At 68.6% G+C, this 15,641-nt stretch carries 18 protein-coding genes; 8 read left to right on the top strand and 10 right to left on the bottom strand.

Features of this window, described 5'->3' with window-relative positions:
- Positions 1–47 precede the first annotated feature (47 nt).
- Positions 48–335, bottom strand: a complete 288-nt coding sequence (locus TVH25_RS17040) for a putative quinol monooxygenase (protein ID WP_169620798.1) — start codon at positions 333–335, stop codon at positions 48–50.
- 120 nt (positions 336–455) lie between these two features.
- Entirely contained in the window at positions 456–866 is a 411-nt protein-coding gene (locus tag TVH25_RS17035; RefSeq protein ID WP_296550634.1) for an NUDIX hydrolase, read from the bottom strand.
- A 335-nt stretch (positions 867–1,201) separates the two neighbouring features.
- Here TVH25_RS17035 and TVH25_RS17030 point away from each other — a divergent pair, with 335 nt between their 5' ends.
- Positions 1,202–2,062 carry an alpha/beta fold hydrolase gene (locus tag TVH25_RS17030; protein ID WP_169620799.1) on the top strand — a complete coding sequence of 287 codons (861 nt, stop codon included), beginning with the start codon at positions 1,202–1,204 and terminating at the stop codon, positions 2,060–2,062.
- On the opposite strand, the gene TVH25_RS17025 is transcribed toward TVH25_RS17030, so the two are convergent.
- The 4 genes from TVH25_RS17025 to TVH25_RS17010 form a co-directional block, all read right to left on the bottom strand.
- Complete coding sequence (locus TVH25_RS17025; protein ID WP_422424932.1) at positions 2,048–2,449, bottom strand: TIGR03668 family PPOX class F420-dependent oxidoreductase; 402 nt, start codon at positions 2,447–2,449, stop codon at positions 2,048–2,050. The genes TVH25_RS17030 and TVH25_RS17025 overlap by 15 nt on opposite strands.
- 65 nt (positions 2,450–2,514) lie before the next feature.
- Complete coding sequence (locus tag TVH25_RS17020) at positions 2,515–3,270, bottom strand: SDR family NAD(P)-dependent oxidoreductase (protein WP_422424930.1); 756 nt, start codon at positions 3,268–3,270, stop codon at positions 2,515–2,517.
- Between the two features lie 32 nt (positions 3,271–3,302).
- Complete coding sequence (locus TVH25_RS17015; protein ID WP_169620801.1) at positions 3,303–4,064, bottom strand: 3-hydroxyacyl-CoA dehydrogenase; 762 nt, start codon at positions 4,062–4,064, stop codon at positions 3,303–3,305.
- Between the two features lie 53 nt (positions 4,065–4,117).
- Positions 4,118–5,311 carry a thiolase family protein gene (locus tag TVH25_RS17010; protein WP_169620802.1) on the bottom strand — a complete coding sequence of 398 codons (1,194 nt, stop codon included), beginning with the start codon at positions 5,309–5,311 and terminating at the stop codon, positions 4,118–4,120.
- A 229-nt stretch (positions 5,312–5,540) separates the two neighbouring features.
- On the opposite strand from TVH25_RS17010, the gene TVH25_RS17005 reads away from it, so the two are divergent.
- The gene (locus tag TVH25_RS17005; protein WP_296550636.1) at positions 5,541–6,326 is read left to right on the top strand and encodes an enoyl-CoA hydratase; all 786 of its coding nucleotides are present in this window, start codon (positions 5,541–5,543) and stop codon (positions 6,324–6,326) included.
- Between the two features lie 3 nt (positions 6,327–6,329).
- On the opposite strand, the gene TVH25_RS17000 is transcribed toward TVH25_RS17005, so the two are convergent.
- The 4 genes from TVH25_RS17000 to TVH25_RS16985 form a co-directional block, all read right to left on the bottom strand.
- Positions 6,330–7,001: a TetR/AcrR family transcriptional regulator gene (locus TVH25_RS17000; protein ID WP_296550637.1), complete on the bottom strand. Its 672-nt coding sequence runs from the start codon at positions 6,999–7,001 to the stop codon at positions 6,330–6,332.
- A gap of 182 nt (positions 7,002–7,183) precedes the next feature.
- On the bottom strand, positions 7,184–7,846 hold the full coding sequence (locus TVH25_RS16995; protein WP_296550638.1) for a histidine phosphatase family protein: 663 nt from the start codon (positions 7,844–7,846) through the stop codon (positions 7,184–7,186).
- Entirely contained in the window at positions 7,843–8,757 is a 915-nt protein-coding gene (gene pheA, locus TVH25_RS16990) for a prephenate dehydratase (protein ID WP_378528999.1), read from the bottom strand. The genes TVH25_RS16995 and pheA overlap by 4 nt, the downstream gene beginning before the upstream one ends.
- A 55-nt stretch (positions 8,758–8,812) precedes the next feature.
- A complete protein-coding gene (locus tag TVH25_RS16985) occupies positions 8,813–9,475 on the bottom strand; it encodes a hypothetical protein (protein WP_169621061.1) in 663 nt (220 codons plus the stop codon).
- A gap of 110 nt (positions 9,476–9,585) precedes the next feature.
- Here TVH25_RS16985 and TVH25_RS16980 point away from each other — a divergent pair, with 110 nt between their 5' ends.
- The 6 genes from TVH25_RS16980 (at position 9,586) to TVH25_RS16955 (ending at position 15,424) form a co-directional block, all read left to right on the top strand.
- On the top strand, positions 9,586–10,380 hold the full coding sequence (locus TVH25_RS16980; RefSeq protein WP_169620807.1) for a DUF2470 domain-containing protein: 795 nt from the start codon (positions 9,586–9,588) through the stop codon (positions 10,378–10,380).
- Positions 10,381–10,484: 104 nt separating this feature from the next.
- A complete protein-coding gene (locus tag TVH25_RS16975) occupies positions 10,485–11,537 on the top strand; it encodes an ABC transporter substrate-binding protein (RefSeq protein ID WP_296550640.1) in 1,053 nt (350 codons plus the stop codon).
- Between the two features lie 20 nt (positions 11,538–11,557).
- On the top strand, positions 11,558–12,910 hold the full coding sequence (locus TVH25_RS16970; RefSeq protein ID WP_422424926.1) for an LLM class flavin-dependent oxidoreductase: 1,353 nt from the start codon (positions 11,558–11,560) through the stop codon (positions 12,908–12,910).
- A 27-nt stretch (positions 12,911–12,937) separates the two neighbouring features.
- The gene (locus TVH25_RS16965; protein WP_422424924.1) at positions 12,938–13,828 is read left to right on the top strand and encodes an ABC transporter permease; all 891 of its coding nucleotides are present in this window, start codon (positions 12,938–12,940) and stop codon (positions 13,826–13,828) included.
- Entirely contained in the window at positions 13,804–14,526 is a 723-nt protein-coding gene (locus TVH25_RS16960) for an ABC transporter ATP-binding protein (RefSeq protein WP_169652254.1), read from the top strand. Before TVH25_RS16965 ends, TVH25_RS16960 begins: the two co-directional genes overlap by 25 nt.
- Positions 14,527–14,608: 82 nt before the next feature.
- Positions 14,609–15,424: a CPBP family intramembrane glutamic endopeptidase gene (locus tag TVH25_RS16955; protein ID WP_169620812.1), complete on the top strand. Its 816-nt coding sequence runs from the start codon at positions 14,609–14,611 to the stop codon at positions 15,422–15,424.
- Positions 15,425–15,641 lie beyond the last annotated feature (217 nt).

The following is a 15,641-nucleotide window of genomic DNA, read 5'->3' as shown; positions in this document are numbered from 1 at the left end:
GACAGATGCCGAGGCATGCCACGCTGTCGTCGTCTGTGGGGTGCGACTCAGAGAGTCGTGTACTGCGTGAGCTTCGGCGCTCCGGCCAGGAGCGGACCGAGATCGGTGATGGCGCCCTCGCCCGCGCGGAACTTGCGGTAGGCGGCGTCGTGCTCGGCCGAACGCCACTTCTCCACGACGACCCAGCGGGCCTCGTTCGTCCGGTCCACCAGAATCTCGATTCCGTCGCAACCGTCGAACTCGCGGGTCTCGCCGAGCACCCGGCTCATCACCGCTTTGGCGTCGTCGAGCGCGTCGGCCTTGAATTCGAGTTCGAGCAGGGCGGTGAGCGCCATGAAGAGTCCTTCCGTGCAAACGTGTGCAGTGCCGTACTGGTGCCGCTCACATTTCCCGATTCACGAGAACGGCGCAATACCGTTCCGGAAATGACACTTCCCTCCGGGGCGCACAGTCTGTCAGCGCGCGATCGCCGGGAGGACGAAATGCTCGAGCAGGGGCGCGAGATCGCCGGGCAACGGGTGGAGCGCCGGGTCGAGCCAGCGCATCTCCTCGATCTCCGCCGCGCTGCCCGTAATGCCGACGAACGGGTGCTCGAACACCGTCCCCTCGATTTTCCAGCCCGGTTCGTTGGCCGCATCCGCCAGAAACACCCCGATCCGTCGCAGCGAACCGAGGTCGAGCACCGCCCCGACTTCTTCTGCGCACTCCCGCACCGCAGCCTCGGCTGCCGACTCGCCGGGTTCGGGCTTTCCACCGGGAAGCATGAACCGGGACGTGTTGCGCTTGCGTACCGTCAGCACCTGCCCGTCGGCGTCGCGGAGCACGACCGCGCTGACACGGATGAGTTTTTCGGGGGAATCGGACACCCGCCCATCCTAGGAACCACGAGACCGAAGCCGCCCGCGGCACACGCACCGCGGTGGGAACTATCGGGCGGCGAGGACGGAACGGGCGCCGCCGAGGGACTCGGCCGATGAGATCGGGACGTTGCTCCGGTCTGTCCGAGTAACGCCCGGCCCACTTCCTGCTTGTGCGGGCTTTGCTTCCGGAAAGCGGACGGGCACGAAGCTTGTCGAGAAGGAGCCGAGACCATGGGACACACGCAGCAACGTCATGAGGGTCGTCGACGTCGAGATTGTCGAGGCTGCCGGCTGTTCGAAAACCGTGGCGGCAGTCGCCGCGTCGGAAAGCTGAGCGGCAGATGACCACCGTCGGTGCCAACGGGGTCGATCTGGGTGTCGAGTCCTTCGGTGACCCCGATGCGCCACTCGTCCTGCTCGTCGGCGGGACGACGATGCTCTCCTGGCCCGATGGACTGTGTGAGCACCTCGCCGCGGGCGGACGTCGCGTCGTGCGGTACGACCTGCGCGACAGCGGTCAGTCGACGACGGCGGACCCGGAGACACCCAACTACACCCTGCGTGACCTCGCGGCCGACGCGGCCGCCCTCGCCGACGCGCTCGGCGGCAGGCCTGCGCACCTTGCGGGAATCGGGGTCGGTGGGATGGTCGCCCAGCTCGCTGTGCTCGAGCACCCCCGCGCGTTCCGGGCACTCACCTTGGTGGGTACCCGCGCGGTCGCGCCCGGCAAGTGCGACCCCGACCTCCCCGACCACGACCAGGCGACGATGAATCGACTGTTCGCGCTTCCGATGCCCGACTGGACCGACCGAAACGCGGTGGCGGAGTTCGCCGCTGCCGGCGCGGAGATCCTCGGCGACGCCCCCGTCACCGCACGCGCGACCGCCGCGCGCATCTGGGACCGGACACCAGGCACAACTCCCGCGATCCAGATGGCCAACCAGCTCGGAACGGTCTTTTCCACGCTCGACTGCACACCCCGCTGGCGCGAGCGCCTTTCCCGGATCCATGTCCCCACGCTGGTCGTACACGGCCGGCGGGACCCGTTCTTTCCTCTCGGCAACGGCGAGGCCATCGCGCGCGAGATTCCGGGAGCACAGTTGCTGGTGCTCGACGACGCTGCCACAGCGGTCCCCGAAGCGGCGGTCGAGGAGGTCGCCGAAGCGATGCTCTCGCTGACTTCGGACTCACGCCGACCATGATCGCCAGCGCAGCCGAGCGATCGTGATCACCGGTCCCGGTGGTCGTGTCGACCGGTACTGCGGATATTTGCGCACCAGGGCATCGAGGCCGGTGGCGCCCGCATCGGTGTCCGCGGCGTGGACCGTGGCGATGCCGTCGATGCGAATCCACCACAGCTGTGACCAGTCGTCGCTGTAATGGTCGACCAGCACACTCACGCGGGGGTTCGCCGCGATGTCTGCGAGGCGACGCAGCCGCCGGGTGGACTTCGGCTTGTCGTCGACGCAGGTGTGAATCGCATCGCCGTCGAGGGCGAACACGATCGGGACCAGGTGCGGTTCGCCGGACCCGTCTGCGGTGGCCAGGCGGGCCACCCGGGCTTCGGTGACGCGGCGGCGGACGTCCATGTGCCTCACCGTAGCCCGGCCGAGCCGGTATGCCGGTCCTTCGATCGACTCGGCCGGGCTGCGGATCAGAACATGCTGTAGCCACCGTCGATCACCGTCGCGCTTCCGGTCTGGAACGCCGATGCGTCGCTCGCGAGGTACACGGCGATACCCTCGAAATCCTCCGGCCGCCCCCAGCGACCCAAGGGCACGCGGGAGATGACGTTGCGGTTGAACACGTCCGAGTCCTGCAGCGGCCCGGTCATATCGGTCGCGATCCAGCCCGGCAGCACACTGTTGACCCGCATGCCGTAGCGCGCGAGTTCGATGGCGCACCCGTTGGCGAGCGCGAGCACCGCGGCCTTGCTCGCGCCGTACGCCTGGTTGCGTCCTGCACCCTGCAACGCTCCCAGGCTCGACGTCACGATCACCGACCCGCCGGTGCCTTGATCCACCAGCACCTTCGACGTCTCCCGCAACGTGAAGTACGCACCGTCGGCGTTGGTGCCCACTTTCCGGTACTGCTCCGTCGACGACTCGTGGAACTTCTGCAGTGCCGCACCGATGCCCGCATTGACGACCACCGTGTCCAGACCACCGAATTCGCCGACGACGGATGCGACACCGTCGACCACCGCGTGCTCGTCGGACACGTCGACCGAGCGCGTCGTCACGCGGACACCGAAGCCGCTCAGTTCGTCGGCCGCGCGTCCGAGTTTGGCGGTGTCTCGTCCCCAGAGCGCGATGTCTGCGCCGGCACGTGCGAGACCCCGCGCCATACCGAGGCCGAGACCGGCGGACCCGCCCGTCACCAGCGCCCGTGTGCCTGTCAGGTCGAACATCGAGATCCTCCCGGCGGGTTCTTCCGCGAGGTTCAGCGCGGCGCCATGCGGATGGCACCGTCGAGACGGATGACCTCACCGTTGAGCATCGGGTTGGACACGATGTGCGCTGCGAGAGCGCCGTACTCGGAGGGGTCACCGAGGCGCGCGGGATGCGGAACCTGCTGTCCGAGAGACGCTTGCGCCTCCTCCGGCAGAGAGCCGAGCAACGGGGTCTTGAACAGGCCGGGTGCGATGGTGACGACGCGGATGAGGAGCGAGGCGAGGTCGCGTGCGATCGGCAGGGTCATGCCGACGACGCCGCCCTTCGATGCCGAGTAGGCGGCCTGGCCGATCTGGCCGTCGAATGCCGCGACGGAGGCGGTGTTGATGATGACGCCGCGCTCCCCGTCGACCGGTTCCGTCTTGGCGATGCGCTCGGCGGCGAGGCGGATCACGTTGAACGTGCCGAAGAGGTTGACGTCCACGACTTTCTTGAAGGCGTCGAGCGGGAACGCACCCTTCTTGCTCACCGTCTTCATGGCGTTGCCGATCCCGGCGCAGTTGACCGCGACGCGCAGGGGGCCGAGCGATTCGGCGAGGTCGAGCGCCTCCGTGACCGCGGCCTCGTCGGTGACGTCTGCCGCCGCGAAGCGGACCCGGTCGCCGAGTTCTTTGGCGACGGTCTCGCCGTTGGAGGACGGCAGGTCGATGATGACGACCTGGGCGCCGTCGGCGAGCAGAGCCTTGACGGTGGCGAGGCCGAGCCCGGAGGCACCACCGGTGACGACGGCGACGCTGTCGTTGACGATCATGAAAAGCCTTTCACTGTGGGGATTTCGGACGCGAGATTCGGTACGGCGGTGGGTCAGAGACGTTCGATCACGGTCGCGTTGGCCATGCCCGCGCCCTCGCACATGGTCTGCAGGCCGTAGCGGCCGCCGGTCGCCTCGAGGGTGCTGACGAGCGTGCTCAGCAGGCGCGTACCCGACGAGCCGAGTGCGTGACCCAGTGCGATGGCACCGCCCCACGGATTGAGCTTGGCCTCGTCCGCGCCGAACTCCTCGGCCCACATCATCGGGACGGGCGCGAACGCCTCGTTCACCTCGTAGGAGTCGATGTCGTCGATGGACAGGCCCGACTTGGCGAGCACTTTGTGGGTAGCCGGGATGGGCGCCGTGAGCATGAAGAGCGGGTCGTCTCCGGCGACGGCGAACGAGTGGAATCGCGCGCGCGGAGTCAGGCCCAGCTTGGTCGCGGCTTCTTCGCTCATGATCAGAACGGCCGACGCACCGTCCGTGAACGGCGACGAGTTACCGGGGGTGATGAGCCACTGCGCTTCGGGGAATCGTGCGGCGTACTCGTCGGTGCGGAAGGACGGACGCAGCCCGGCAAGTGCCTCGACGGTGGTCGACGCGCGCACGGTTTCGTCGACGCCGTGCACGACCTGCTCGCCGTCTGCGTTCGTGACGGTGATCGGGGCGATCTCCCGGTCGAAGTTTCCTGCCGCGATCGCGGCGGCGGCGCGCTGGTGCGAACGCGCGGAGTAGGCGTCGACGGCGTCGCGGTCGAAACTCCACTTCGCGGCGATGAGTTCCGCCGAGATCCCCTGGTTGACCAGACCTTCCGGATACCGGGCGGCGACGCCGGGGCCGAACGAGTCCTGCCCGATCGAAGACGTGCCCATCGGGAGGCGGCTCATCGACTCGACACCGCACGCGATGACGATGTCGTACGCACCCGCGATGACGCCCTGCGCCGCGAAATGCGCAGCCTGCTGGCTCGATCCGCACTGACGGTCGATGGTGGTGGCCGGAACCGAGTCCGGGAAACCCGCCGACAGCAGTGCCGAGCGCGAGATGTTGAGCGCCTGCTCGCCTACCTGCTGCACGCAACCGCCGATGACGTCGTCGACGAGGACGGGGTCGAGGTTGTTGCGCTCGACGAGCGAACGCAGGACGTGGGCCAGAAGTTCGACGGGATGCGTACCCGACAGCGCACCACCGGGCTTGCCTTTGCCGACGGCAGTGCGGACCACGTCGACGATGACGGCCTGTGCCATGACGTTCCTTCCGAGGGGTTCGAGCAGGGCCGGCCGGAGTGCGTGGAGTGTGGAGCGCCCCACTCCCAACCGTGTACCTATCGATCGCTAAAGACTTACCACGGGGTAAGCACGCGGTCAACGAACTCGGTACCCAGCGGACGACACGCAGGTCTGATAGGGAGAGAAGAGGCTTCGCCGCTGCGCGCCGTCACCGCAGGCAGTCGGCCACCACACCGAGGAGAACCGCATGAGCACCGACCCGCCCGGAGTCACCTCGAGCGTCGGCAACGGCATCCTGCGCGTCACGATCGACCGTCCCGCCCGGATGAACGCGGTCGAGACCGACACCCTGGTCGCCGTCGCGGAGGCTTTCGACAGGCACGGCGGCGACCCCACCGTCCGCGCCGCGATCCTGACCGGAAGCGGACGGGCGTTCTGTTCGGGCGCCGACATCTCCGGCCGTGACCTGACCGCTCCTCCCACGCCCGACACCATCGACGCCGCGAACCGGGTCGTCGCGACGATCCGGGATTTTCCGCGACCGGTTGTCGGGGCGGTCAACGGCGTCGCCGCCGGCGTCGGTGTGTCACTCGCACTTGCGTGCGACCTTACGGTCGCGAAGGAATCGACCTACTTCCTGCTCGCGTTCGCCAAGATCGGCCTGATGCCCGACGGTGGTGCGACGGCGCTCGTCGCAGCGTCGATCGGTCGTGCCCGGGCGCTGCGGATGGCGATGCTCGCCGAGCGACTCCCGGCGCCGGAAGCACTCGCGTCCGGCCTCATCGCCGATGTCTACCCCGACGACGAATTCGACACGGCAGTCGAGGAATTGATAGTCCGGCTCGCAGACGGCCCGTCTGTGGCCCTCGCGTCCACCAAACGGGCGATCAACGACGCGACGCTCACCGAACTCGGCAACGCGTTCGGCCGTGAGCGCGCAGGTCAACTCGATCTGCTCGCCGGCCCGGACTTCGCCGAAGGAGTGTCCGCCTTCCAGGACAAGCGCACCGCGGACTTCCGGCGTCGCGCCTGACCGTCAGAGCGGATCGCGGCGGGCGCCGACCGTCTTGAGGGCGATCGCCACATACTTCTTCGCGACCGCCTCGGGGCTCAGAGTGCCCTCCGCGTGGTACCAGCGCGGGATCGATTGGCACATCCCGAGCAGCGCCCGGGTGGTCTCGGCCGGGTCGTCGACGTCGAAGTCGCCCGTCGCAGCACCCTCCTCGACGATCTCGCGCACCAGGTCTTCGATGCCCTTGCGCACCGCGCGGTACCGCTGACGATTCTCGGGACTGAGATAGCGAGCCTCACCTTCGAGCGCGGCGAGCGCGGACCGCATCGTCATCCGCAGCACGATCGCCTCGATCACGTTCGCCAGTCTGCGCACCGGATCGCCGGCACCCTCCGCGTCGGCGGCGTGCGCTCGGGAGAGCACATCGCTGGTCGACAGCTCGAGCAGGGCGATGAGCAGGCCCTCTTTGTTCTCGTGGTGGTAGTACAGCGCGGGCACGGTCACGCCGACCCGCCGCGCGATCTCACGCACCGACGTCCCGTGGAACCCGGTCTCGTAGAAGGCGTCGAGCGCTGCGGACAGGATCGGGCTGAGGTCGAGCGGCTGCAACGTCCGCCAATCGGAGTGCGCGTTCTCCCCATCCGGCACGACCCGACCCTCGAGCGGGTCGACGGCGTCGTCGGTGGAACCATCCATGTACCGCACCCAACCTACCGATCGTTACTTCATCCGGACGGCTCGACGATACCCGGCGGTTTCGTCCGCGAACGATCGACACCGCGGCACGTCGCTCCGCCGGAGGGACGGGATGCGCGCCTGCATACGAGCAGTGGGCGAGAGCGATATCGATTGCGAGAGTCCGCGTGAACTGCGCGTTCTCAGCCCATCGGGTCGTCGGCGCCGGCGCGGTGGGTGTCGCGGAACGGGCCGGTGAACGTGCCCCACCGCACACACTCCCAGCCCCCGCCCCGCACCGGCACGAGTTCGACGGTCTCGGTGTTGGCCAGATGATTGCTCGTGGCGAACCCGCCCGGCACTTTGCCGAGGTACGCCGCGACGAGACGGATGGCTGCGCCGTGGCTGACGACGACGACGTCCCCCGACCCTTCATCGAGATGGTCGGCGCGCAATGCGTCGATCACCGGCACGAACCGGTCGAGAACGTCGATCGCCGATTCGCCGCCCGGCACCCGCGTGCGCAGGTCGCCGCTGTGCCACTCCTCGTAGACCTTCATGAACAGGGTGTGCGACTCCTCGTCGCTGCGATCCTCGAGATCACCGACCTGCACCTCGTGCAGGCCGTCGAGGACCGAGGTGTCGAGCCCGACGGCCGGAGAGACCTGCTCCGCGGTCTGCCGCGCCCGGATCGCCCGCGACGCCACGAGAAGCGACGGGCCGCGCTCGACGAGATTGCGGCCGAGGCTCCGTGCCTGCTCGATTCCCAGTTCGGTCAGTTCCGCACCGGGCAATTTGGTGTCGAGACGCCGTGCGACGTTCGCGACCGTCTGGCCGTGCCGGGCCAATATCAACTTTCCGCTCACCGCTGTTCCTCTCCGCGGCGCAGTCGCTCGAGCCACTGCGCATCGTCGTCGTCGGAGACGGGAGGCACCCCGTGCTCGGACACTGCCGGCCACGAACCGAGGAACCGTACCTGCGCGAAACGGTGCAGGGCCTTGAGTGCCTCCGCGACGAGCGCGTCGTCGATATGGCCCACCCAGTCCAGATGGAAGAAGTAGGTCCCGTAATCCATACGGGTGGGGCGTGATTCGATGCGGGTGAGATCGATTCCGCGGGTCGCCAGTTCCGTCATGGCCCGCACCAGCGAACCCGGAACATTCGGCAGTTGCAGGACCACCGACGTGCGATCGCAGCCGGTGCGCTTCGGTACCGGCCCGGGCCGCGAGACGAGCACGAACCGGGTGCGGGCACCCGCGAAGTCCGCGACGCCGTCGGCCAGCACCGCCAGACCGAGCCGTTCACCGGCCAGCGCCGTGGCAACCCCCGCGTCGACCTTCCCGGATGCGACATCCTCTGCCGCCCCCGCGTTCGAGGCCGCGGCGACGATCGCGGCGCCCGGCAGATTGTCGGCGATCCACTCCCGCACCTGGGCCGCTGCGACGGGATACGCACCGATGGTCGCGACATCCTCGCGAGCGACTCCGGGCCGCGCGACCACCGTGAAGGCGATGTCGAGTTCGGTTTCGGCGACGATCTGCAGCCGAGAGCCGAGGGCGAGTCCGTCCATCGTCGGCGGCACCGAGCCTTCGACCGAACTCTCGATCGGCACGACCGCTCCGTCGACCTCGCCGTCACGCAGCATCTGCAAGGCCGCGGGAGGGCTGGCGGCGGAGACCCGCTCGACCGGCGCATCGAAGGCACCGAGTTCCTCGAAACGGGCGAGGGCCATCTCGGTGAAGGTTCCCGACGGGCCGAAATAGGCGATACGTGGCACGCCTACGAGGTTACGCACCCCGAGTCTGCGGATTGCGGTGTCGGGCCGGTGCCGTTCAGCCGGCCGACAGCCCCAGTTCGCCGAGTTCGCGCGCGACCCGGCCGGGGTCGTCGACTTCGACGGCCAGAAGAATCTCCCGCAGTGCGGACGCCGCTTCGGGGATCAGCCGTCGCAACCAGGACACGTCGGGTGACGCGAGGGCCTCCCGGATGTCGAAACCGCTCAGGGCCGCCGCGGTCCCGGACAGCAGCGCCACCACGTCCTGCGTGCTGGTCGCGCGGGCGACGTAGCCCGTGTCGGCGTGGGCGAGGACCGCGAGGAAGTCGGAGACCGCGCCGAGGCCGTGACCTGCGGGAAGACCCGGTACATGTCCGGCTTCGGTGAGTGCGCGTGCGGTGTCGGCGAGCGTGTCGTCGGGTCCGTCCACGTATACGGCCAGCGGTGCGGGTGCCGTGACTGCGAGGACATCGTCGAGGACGTCGGGAGTGCACCCGATCTGGTAACGCACCGGTCGCCAGCCCGCCGGCGCGGGGGGCGGACCCGACGTATCGAGTTCGACGACGAGGTCGCGGCCCGGAGGGACGGTGATCGCGCGGGCCGGGACGATCGGAGGCGCGAACAGCGGTCCGGTGACCTCGCGGTCATCGTCCGGCGAGTCGTACCGTCCGGTCAGCAGCCCGTCCAGCAACCCGCGCGGCTCCTCGCGGGACGGCGGCATTCCGAGGGGAAGGGGGATCGGCACGCATCCCAGATTAGACCCGGGACCTCTTGCCTCCCCGAGGACGATGACTTAGGTTTGCCTCACCTACATAGCCAGGAGGGGTTGTCATGCACACCACCACGTCCACCGCCGTCCCCGCACCCACCACGGCCGAACGCGTGCGCACCGCCCTCATCCGCGCCGACACCTCCCGCCTCGCTGTCGACGGCTGCGATCCCGTCCCCACCACGATCCACCACCTCCATACCGACGACGACCTCGCCATCGTCGTGCCCGCGCACAGCCCCGCCGCCGCACTCACCCGGCATGCGGGCAGCGCGGGACTATCCGCGGTCCTCGAACTCGCCGACCACTCACCGCTGGCCCTCCGCAACCCGGTGCGCTCGCTCATCTGGTTCAGCGGCACCCTGCACCCGGTCCGGGACCCTCGCCTGCTCGCCGCGGAAATCGCGGAAACCCTGCCTCATCCGGAACTTCTCGACGTGGGCCACGGGTCCGAACTGCTGCGGCTGAGCCTCGATTCCGTCGTCGCGGCGGATACGACCGGCGCGGAGGCCGTGAACGTCGTGGATGTGCTCGACGCCGCGCCCGACCCGTTCGCCGCACTCGAGACCGCGTGGCTCGAGCACCTCGAAGAACAGCACGCGGACCTGGTGATGCGCATCGCCCGCCGGATTCCGGAAGCCCAGAGAGGGGGACGAATCCGTCCGCTCGGCATCGACCGGTACGGCGTGCGGCTGCGGATCGAATCGGGCCGCGGCGACCACGACGTCCGCATCCCGTTCGACGAACCGGTCGATGACCCCTCCGGGCTGAGCCGGGCGTTGCGCCTGCTGGTCGGATGCCCGTTCCGGAACGGCCTGCACCCTCGCCTGCGCCGGGAGGACTTCGGATCACGCTGACGCTAACTGTGGTGACCCCCGCGCTCGAACTTCGATGATGATCATCAGCCTCCGGCACCGTCCGGGCGGCCTCACCGTCGATCGTTCGAGCCCGAGGGAAGTACATGTTCCGCCTACGTCACGCCGGATTCACCACCGCAGCCGCATTCGTCCTGACCGCGGTCGTCGCGTGTGGTTCGGGGCCGGCGGGCGGCGGTCTCTCGCCCGACAGTCCGCTTCCGACCGACATCCCCGCCGGGACGAAGATCGTCATCGCCGACCAGGGCGAACGACAGCAGGTCGCGCTGGCAGCGTCCGGCAACCTCGACTCGCTGCCGTTCGAATACGAGTTCGCCACGTTCCAGGGCGCACCGTCGATCCTCGAGGCATTTCGCGCCGACGCCGTCGACGTGGCGTGGGCAGGCGAGATCATGGCCGTGCAATCGCTCGTCGCGGGCGACGACGTGCGGGTGATCACCGCTGTCCAGACCGACAACAGCCTCAACTTCGGCGTCGCGCCGGGCGCCGACATCGACTCGCTCGCCGCACTGTCGGGCAAACGCATCGGCTACGCCGAGGGCACCTCCCAGCAGGCGTTCGTCCTCCGCGCGCTCGACAAGGCCGGTCTCGACGTCGACGACGTGACACTCACGCCGATGGCACTCGCCGACTTCCCGGACGCGCTGCGATCCGACCAGATCGACGCCGCACCGATGAGCGAACCGGTGTTCTCCCGGTACATGCAGACCCCGGGCGCCACCGCCCTCCCCCGCGACGAGATCGCCGATCTCAGTGACGGGATCTCCTACCTGTACTCGAGCGCGAAGGCACTGTCCGATCCCGCGACAGCGGCCGCGATCCGCGCCTACGTCGGTGCGTACATCGCGTCCGTGGACTGGGCGAACGACAACCGCGACGCGTGGATCGACGAGTACTTCGTCAAGAGCCAGGGCCTGACCGTCGAGGACGGGCGCCGCATTCTCGACGCCAACGGTCCGACGACCTTCCCGAGACTCGACGAGAACCTCGTCGCCACCCAGCAGCACACCGTCGACGTGATCGACGCGGCCGGCGAACTGCCACGACCCGTCGAGGCAGCCGAAGCATTCGACCTGCGCTTCGACGAAGTAGTCCAGGCCGCGGTAGCCGACGCCGGCGCCGGACACGTTCGCAACTGATCTCCGAGGGGACCTTTCTCATGACGCACCGCCAGCTCAGCCTCAACGCCTTCATCTACCCGACCGGACACCACGAAGCGTCGTGGCGTCACCCCGGCAGCGCACCCGAGCGCATCTACGACGTGCACTACTTCCAGGAATTGGCACGTGCAGCCGAAGCCGCCAAACTCGATGCGGTGTTCTTCGCCGACGGGCCGGCGCTGCGCACCGAAGTGCGGTACCGGCCCGACTACGGCCTCGAACCGATCACCACGCTCGTCGCGATGGCCACGGTCACCACGCATCTCGGCCTGATCGCCACCGCGTCGACCACCTATTACGAGCCCTACAATCTCGCCCGGCTGTTCTCGTCGCTCGACCACATCTCCGGTGGCCGCGCAGGATGGAACATCGTCACCACCGCGTCCGATGCGGCAGCGGCGAATTTCGGCCTCACCGACCATCCCGACGTGCGTCAGCGATACGCACGTGCACGCGAATTCGTCGACGCCACAGTGAAACTGTGGGATTCGTGGGAGGACGACGCCGTGGTCGCCGACAAGGCCGCGGGGGTGTACGCCGACCCGGACAAGATCCACCGCGTCGACGTGGAAGGTGAGTACGTCAGCGTTCGCGGCCCGTTCAACTCGGCCCGATCCCCGCAGGGCCGGCCGGTCCTGGTCCAGGCCGGATCGTCGAACGACGGACGCGATTTCGCCGCGCACTATGCCGAGGCGATTTTCACCGCACACCAGCGGATCTCGGATGCGCAGGCGTTCTACCGAGACATCAAGCTCCGCGCGGCGGACGCCGGACGCAATCCCGACCACGTCAAGATCCTCCCCGGCCTGAGCCCGTTCCTCGGCGCGACCGAGGCCGAAGCACAAGAACTGCACCGCGAATTCAACGAACTCACCATCGTCGAGTACGGACTCGGGCAACTACAGAAGATGGGGCGGATCGACGTCTCCGGACTGGACCTCGACGCCGTCGTGCCGGCCGAACTCTTCGCGGGAGCCGGCGACATCACCGACAACGACAACAGCCGGCGTCTCGTCTTCGCCAAGATCGTCGAGCGTGAACAGCCGACGCTGCGTCAACTGCTCCACAAGCTTGCCGGAGCGCGCGGGCACAACGTCGTCGCCGGAACCCCGGTGCAGATCGCGGACATCATCGAAGAGTGGTTCACCCGCGGTGCGGCCGACGGGTTCAACATCATGCCGCCCCAGTACCCCCAGGGACTCGAGGCGTTCACCAGCACCGTCGTCCCGATCCTCCAGGAGCGCGGACTGTTCCGCACCGAGTACACCGGTACCACCTTGCGCGACCACTACGGCCTGACCCGGCCGGAAAGCCAGTACGCACGCACTTTCGCGAGTTCCGGGACGGCCTGACTCTCCCCCGACGAAAGGACAAGCCACATGAGCGTGCCCACTGTCGACCTCCGGCGATTCGGGAGCGGCCTCGCCGGGGACGGCGCCACCGACCAGAAACCGGACCCGGACAACGAGCCGGGCCTGCCTCCTCGGCGCGGCCGTAGCCGCCTCGCACCCGGACGGCCGATCAAGTTCGGCCTCGCCATCGGACCGACGATCCTGCTGGCCGTCTGGATCGTGGCGTCGGCGACCGGGCAACTCGACCCGAAGACACTGTCGGCACCGTGGACGGTGGTGACCACCGCCTGGGATCTGATCGCCGACGGACGCCTGCAGAGCAACCTGCTCACCTCCGTGCAGCGTGCGGTGATCGGCGGCGTTCTCGGTGTCTTCTTCGGGTTGCTGCTCGCTCTGATCTCGGGCCTGTCCCGGATCGGTGAAGCGCTCCTCGACGGCCCGGTGCAGATCAAGCGGTCGATTCCGACGCTCGCACTGATGCCGCTCGCGATCCTGTGGTTCGGCATCGGCGAGGAGATGAAGATCCTGCTCATCGCCCTGTCGGTGTTCGTGCCCGTCTACATCAACACCTATTCGGCACTGCGCGGCATCGACTCCCGCTACGTCGAACTCGCCGAGACACTGGACCTGTCGCGCGCGCAGTTCGTCCGGCGTGTGGCCCTGCCCGGCGCGCTCCCGGGGTTCTTCACCGGTCTCCGCATGGCGGTGACGGTGGCCTGGCTCGCCCTCGTCGTCGTGGAGCAGGTCAACGCGACGAGCGGTATCGGGTTCCTCATGTTCCAGGCCCGCACCTACGGGCTCACCGACATCATCATCGTCGGCCTCGTGGTCTACGCGATCCTCGGCTTCGGCAGCGATCTGCTGGTCCGCTCGGCAGAAAGGAAGGCGCTGGCATGGCGCAGGACGATCGGAAGCTGACGGTCCGCACCTCGGGCCTGAGCCGGGGGTTCGACGGACGCGCAGTCCTGCGCAACGTCGACCTCGAGATTCGCGAAGGCGAGTTCGTCGCGCTGCTCGGCCGGAGCGGCTCCGGCAAGAGCACCCTGCTGCGCGCCCTCGCCGAACTCGACCACGGGGTGCCCGGGTCGGGCGAGATCGACGTGCCGCGCAAGCGCGCGGTCGTGTTCCAGGATTCCCGGCTGCTGCCGTGGGCCCGCGTGCTCGCCAACGTCACCCTCGGACTCACCGGCCCGGACGCGACCGAACGAGGCCGGACAGCGCTCGCCGAAGTCGGCCTCGCCGGCCGGGAGTCGGCGTGGCCCAACGAATTGTCCGGCGGTGAACAACAGCGGGTCTCGCTTGCGCGGTCGCTCGTCCGCGAACCCGAGTTGCTCCTCGCCGACGAACCCTTCGGTGCACTCGACGCGCTGACGAAGATCAAGATGCACGCGCTGCTCCAGGAGTTGTGCGCGGTCCACCGGCCGGCGGTGCTGCTGGTCACCCACGACGTCGACGAAGCGATCGCGCTTGCCGACCGCGTGCTGGTGCTCGATCACGGTTCGCCGGCGGTGGAACTGACGATCGATCTGCCACACCCGCGAGCGGCGCACCCCCTGCAGACGGCGGAGTATCGGCGGATTCTGCTCGAGGCGCTCGGCGTCGAGGTCGCGGCGTGAGCTAGGCCGAACGAGACCGCCGCGGTCCGGCACAGTGACACCGCCGCGGTCCGGCACAGTGACACCGCCGCGGTCCGGCACAATGACACCGGTGACGACGCTTCGTTCCTGGCTGAGCCCGCCGGCGCAGAACCCCGCCACGCCTCTCGATGCCCCCGCACGCCGCGCGCTGTGGATCGAGATCGCGATCGTTCTGCTCGTCACGTTCGGGCTCAGCGGTCTCTCGTCGATCCTGTCGCTGCTCGAGGCGGCGCTCGCACCGGAGCCGTTGTCGGACCGGACCGTTGCGCTGAACAGCCCGCAGTCGTCACAGCAGTTCATCGATCTCGCCCGTCAGCTCCTGGGCATCCTCCGGCTGTCGGCCTGGGGAGCGCTGGGCCTGTACCTGCTCTGGCGCAGCGGCTTCGGCCCGAAAGCCGTGGGTCTGGCCCGTCCGTATCTCCGCCGGGATGTACTGCCCGGTGTCGGGCTCGCCGCCCTGATCGGTTTCCCCGGCCTGCTGCTCTACCTCGGCGCGCGCGCGGCGGGACTGAACCTCACGGTCGCGCCCAGTGTGCTGGCGGACTACTGGTGGCGCGTGCCCACCGAGGTGCTGTGGGCAGTGGCGAACTCCGGTGCCGAGGAGATCCTCGTCGTCGCGTACATCCTCACCCGCCTGCGGCAACTGGGCTGGTCGGAGAACTCTTCACTGTTCGCGTCCGCGGTGCTGCGTGGCAGTTATCACCTGTACCAGGGCCTCGGTGGCGGGTTCGGCAACGTCGTGATGGGTCTCGTCTTCGGCCGGTATTGGCAGCGCACGGGCAGGTTGTGGCCCCTGGTGATCGCCCATGCCTTGATCGACACCGTGGCATTCGTGGGATATCAGGCACTCCGAGGACACGTGTCCTGGCTGCCGTGACCGTACAGTTGTGCGAGTGAACGGCGATCCTCGCGACCCTCGGAACAGGCCGCGGCCACCGCAGGGACCTCCCCCGCAGCGGCCCGCGCCGATCCGCCGTCCCGTGCCTCCGCCCCGTGCGACGCCGCCTCCCGAGGGCACACAGGTGATTCGCCGCGACGGACGACGACCCGCACCGCCCCCGCAGGCGTGGTCGCAGGCCCCCACGCCGACGTAC

It is taken from the genome of Rhodococcus sp. 7Tela_A2, assembly GCF_049311045.1.
In the GTDB taxonomy this organism is placed as follows: domain Bacteria; phylum Actinomycetota; class Actinomycetes; order Mycobacteriales; family Mycobacteriaceae; genus Rhodococcus.
Note: the sequence above shows the minus strand (reverse complement) of the source record. Positions and strands in the feature narration are given on the sequence as shown.

What these genes read in the sequence shown, in the direction of transcription:
- TVH25_RS17010 (WP_169620802.1), bottom strand. Translation starts at nt 5,311, where the DNA reads ATGGCACAGGCCGTCATCGTCGACGTGGTCCGCACTGCCGTCGGCAAA.
- TVH25_RS16975 (WP_296550640.1), top strand. Translation starts at nt 10,485, where the DNA reads ATGTTCCGCCTACGTCACGCCGGATTCACCACCGCAGCCGCATTCGTC.
- TVH25_RS17040 (WP_169620798.1), bottom strand. Translation starts at nt 335, where the DNA reads ATGGCGCTCACCGCCCTGCTCGAACTCGAATTCAAGGCCGACGCGCTC.
- TVH25_RS17005 (WP_296550636.1), top strand. Translation starts at nt 5,541, where the DNA reads ATGAGCACCGACCCGCCCGGAGTCACCTCGAGCGTCGGCAACGGCATC.
- TVH25_RS17015 (WP_169620801.1), bottom strand. Translation starts at nt 4,064, where the DNA reads ATGATCGTCAACGACAGCGTCGCCGTCGTCACCGGTGGTGCCTCCGGG.
- TVH25_RS17020 (WP_422424930.1), bottom strand. Translation starts at nt 3,270, where the DNA reads ATGTTCGACCTGACAGGCACACGGGCGCTGGTGACGGGCGGGTCCGCC.
- TVH25_RS16985 (WP_169621061.1), bottom strand. Translation starts at nt 9,475, where the DNA reads ATGCCGCCGTCCCGCGAGGAGCCGCGCGGGTTGCTGGACGGGCTGCTG.
- TVH25_RS16960 (WP_169652254.1), top strand. Translation starts at nt 13,804, where the DNA reads ATGGCGCAGGACGATCGGAAGCTGACGGTCCGCACCTCGGGCCTGAGC.
- TVH25_RS16980 (WP_169620807.1), top strand. Translation starts at nt 9,586, where the DNA reads ATGCACACCACCACGTCCACCGCCGTCCCCGCACCCACCACGGCCGAA.
- TVH25_RS17000 (WP_296550637.1), bottom strand. Translation starts at nt 7,001, where the DNA reads ATGGATGGTTCCACCGACGACGCCGTCGACCCGCTCGAGGGTCGGGTC.
- TVH25_RS16965 (WP_422424924.1), top strand. Translation starts at nt 12,938, where the DNA reads ATGAGCGTGCCCACTGTCGACCTCCGGCGATTCGGGAGCGGCCTCGCC.
- TVH25_RS17030 (WP_169620799.1), top strand. Translation starts at nt 1,202, where the DNA reads ATGACCACCGTCGGTGCCAACGGGGTCGATCTGGGTGTCGAGTCCTTC.
- TVH25_RS16970 (WP_422424926.1), top strand. Translation starts at nt 11,558, where the DNA reads ATGACGCACCGCCAGCTCAGCCTCAACGCCTTCATCTACCCGACCGGA.
- TVH25_RS16955 (WP_169620812.1), top strand. Translation starts at nt 14,609, where the DNA reads ATGACACCGGTGACGACGCTTCGTTCCTGGCTGAGCCCGCCGGCGCAG.
- TVH25_RS17025 (WP_422424932.1), bottom strand. Translation starts at nt 2,449, where the DNA reads ATGGACGTCCGCCGCCGCGTCACCGAAGCCCGGGTGGCCCGCCTGGCC.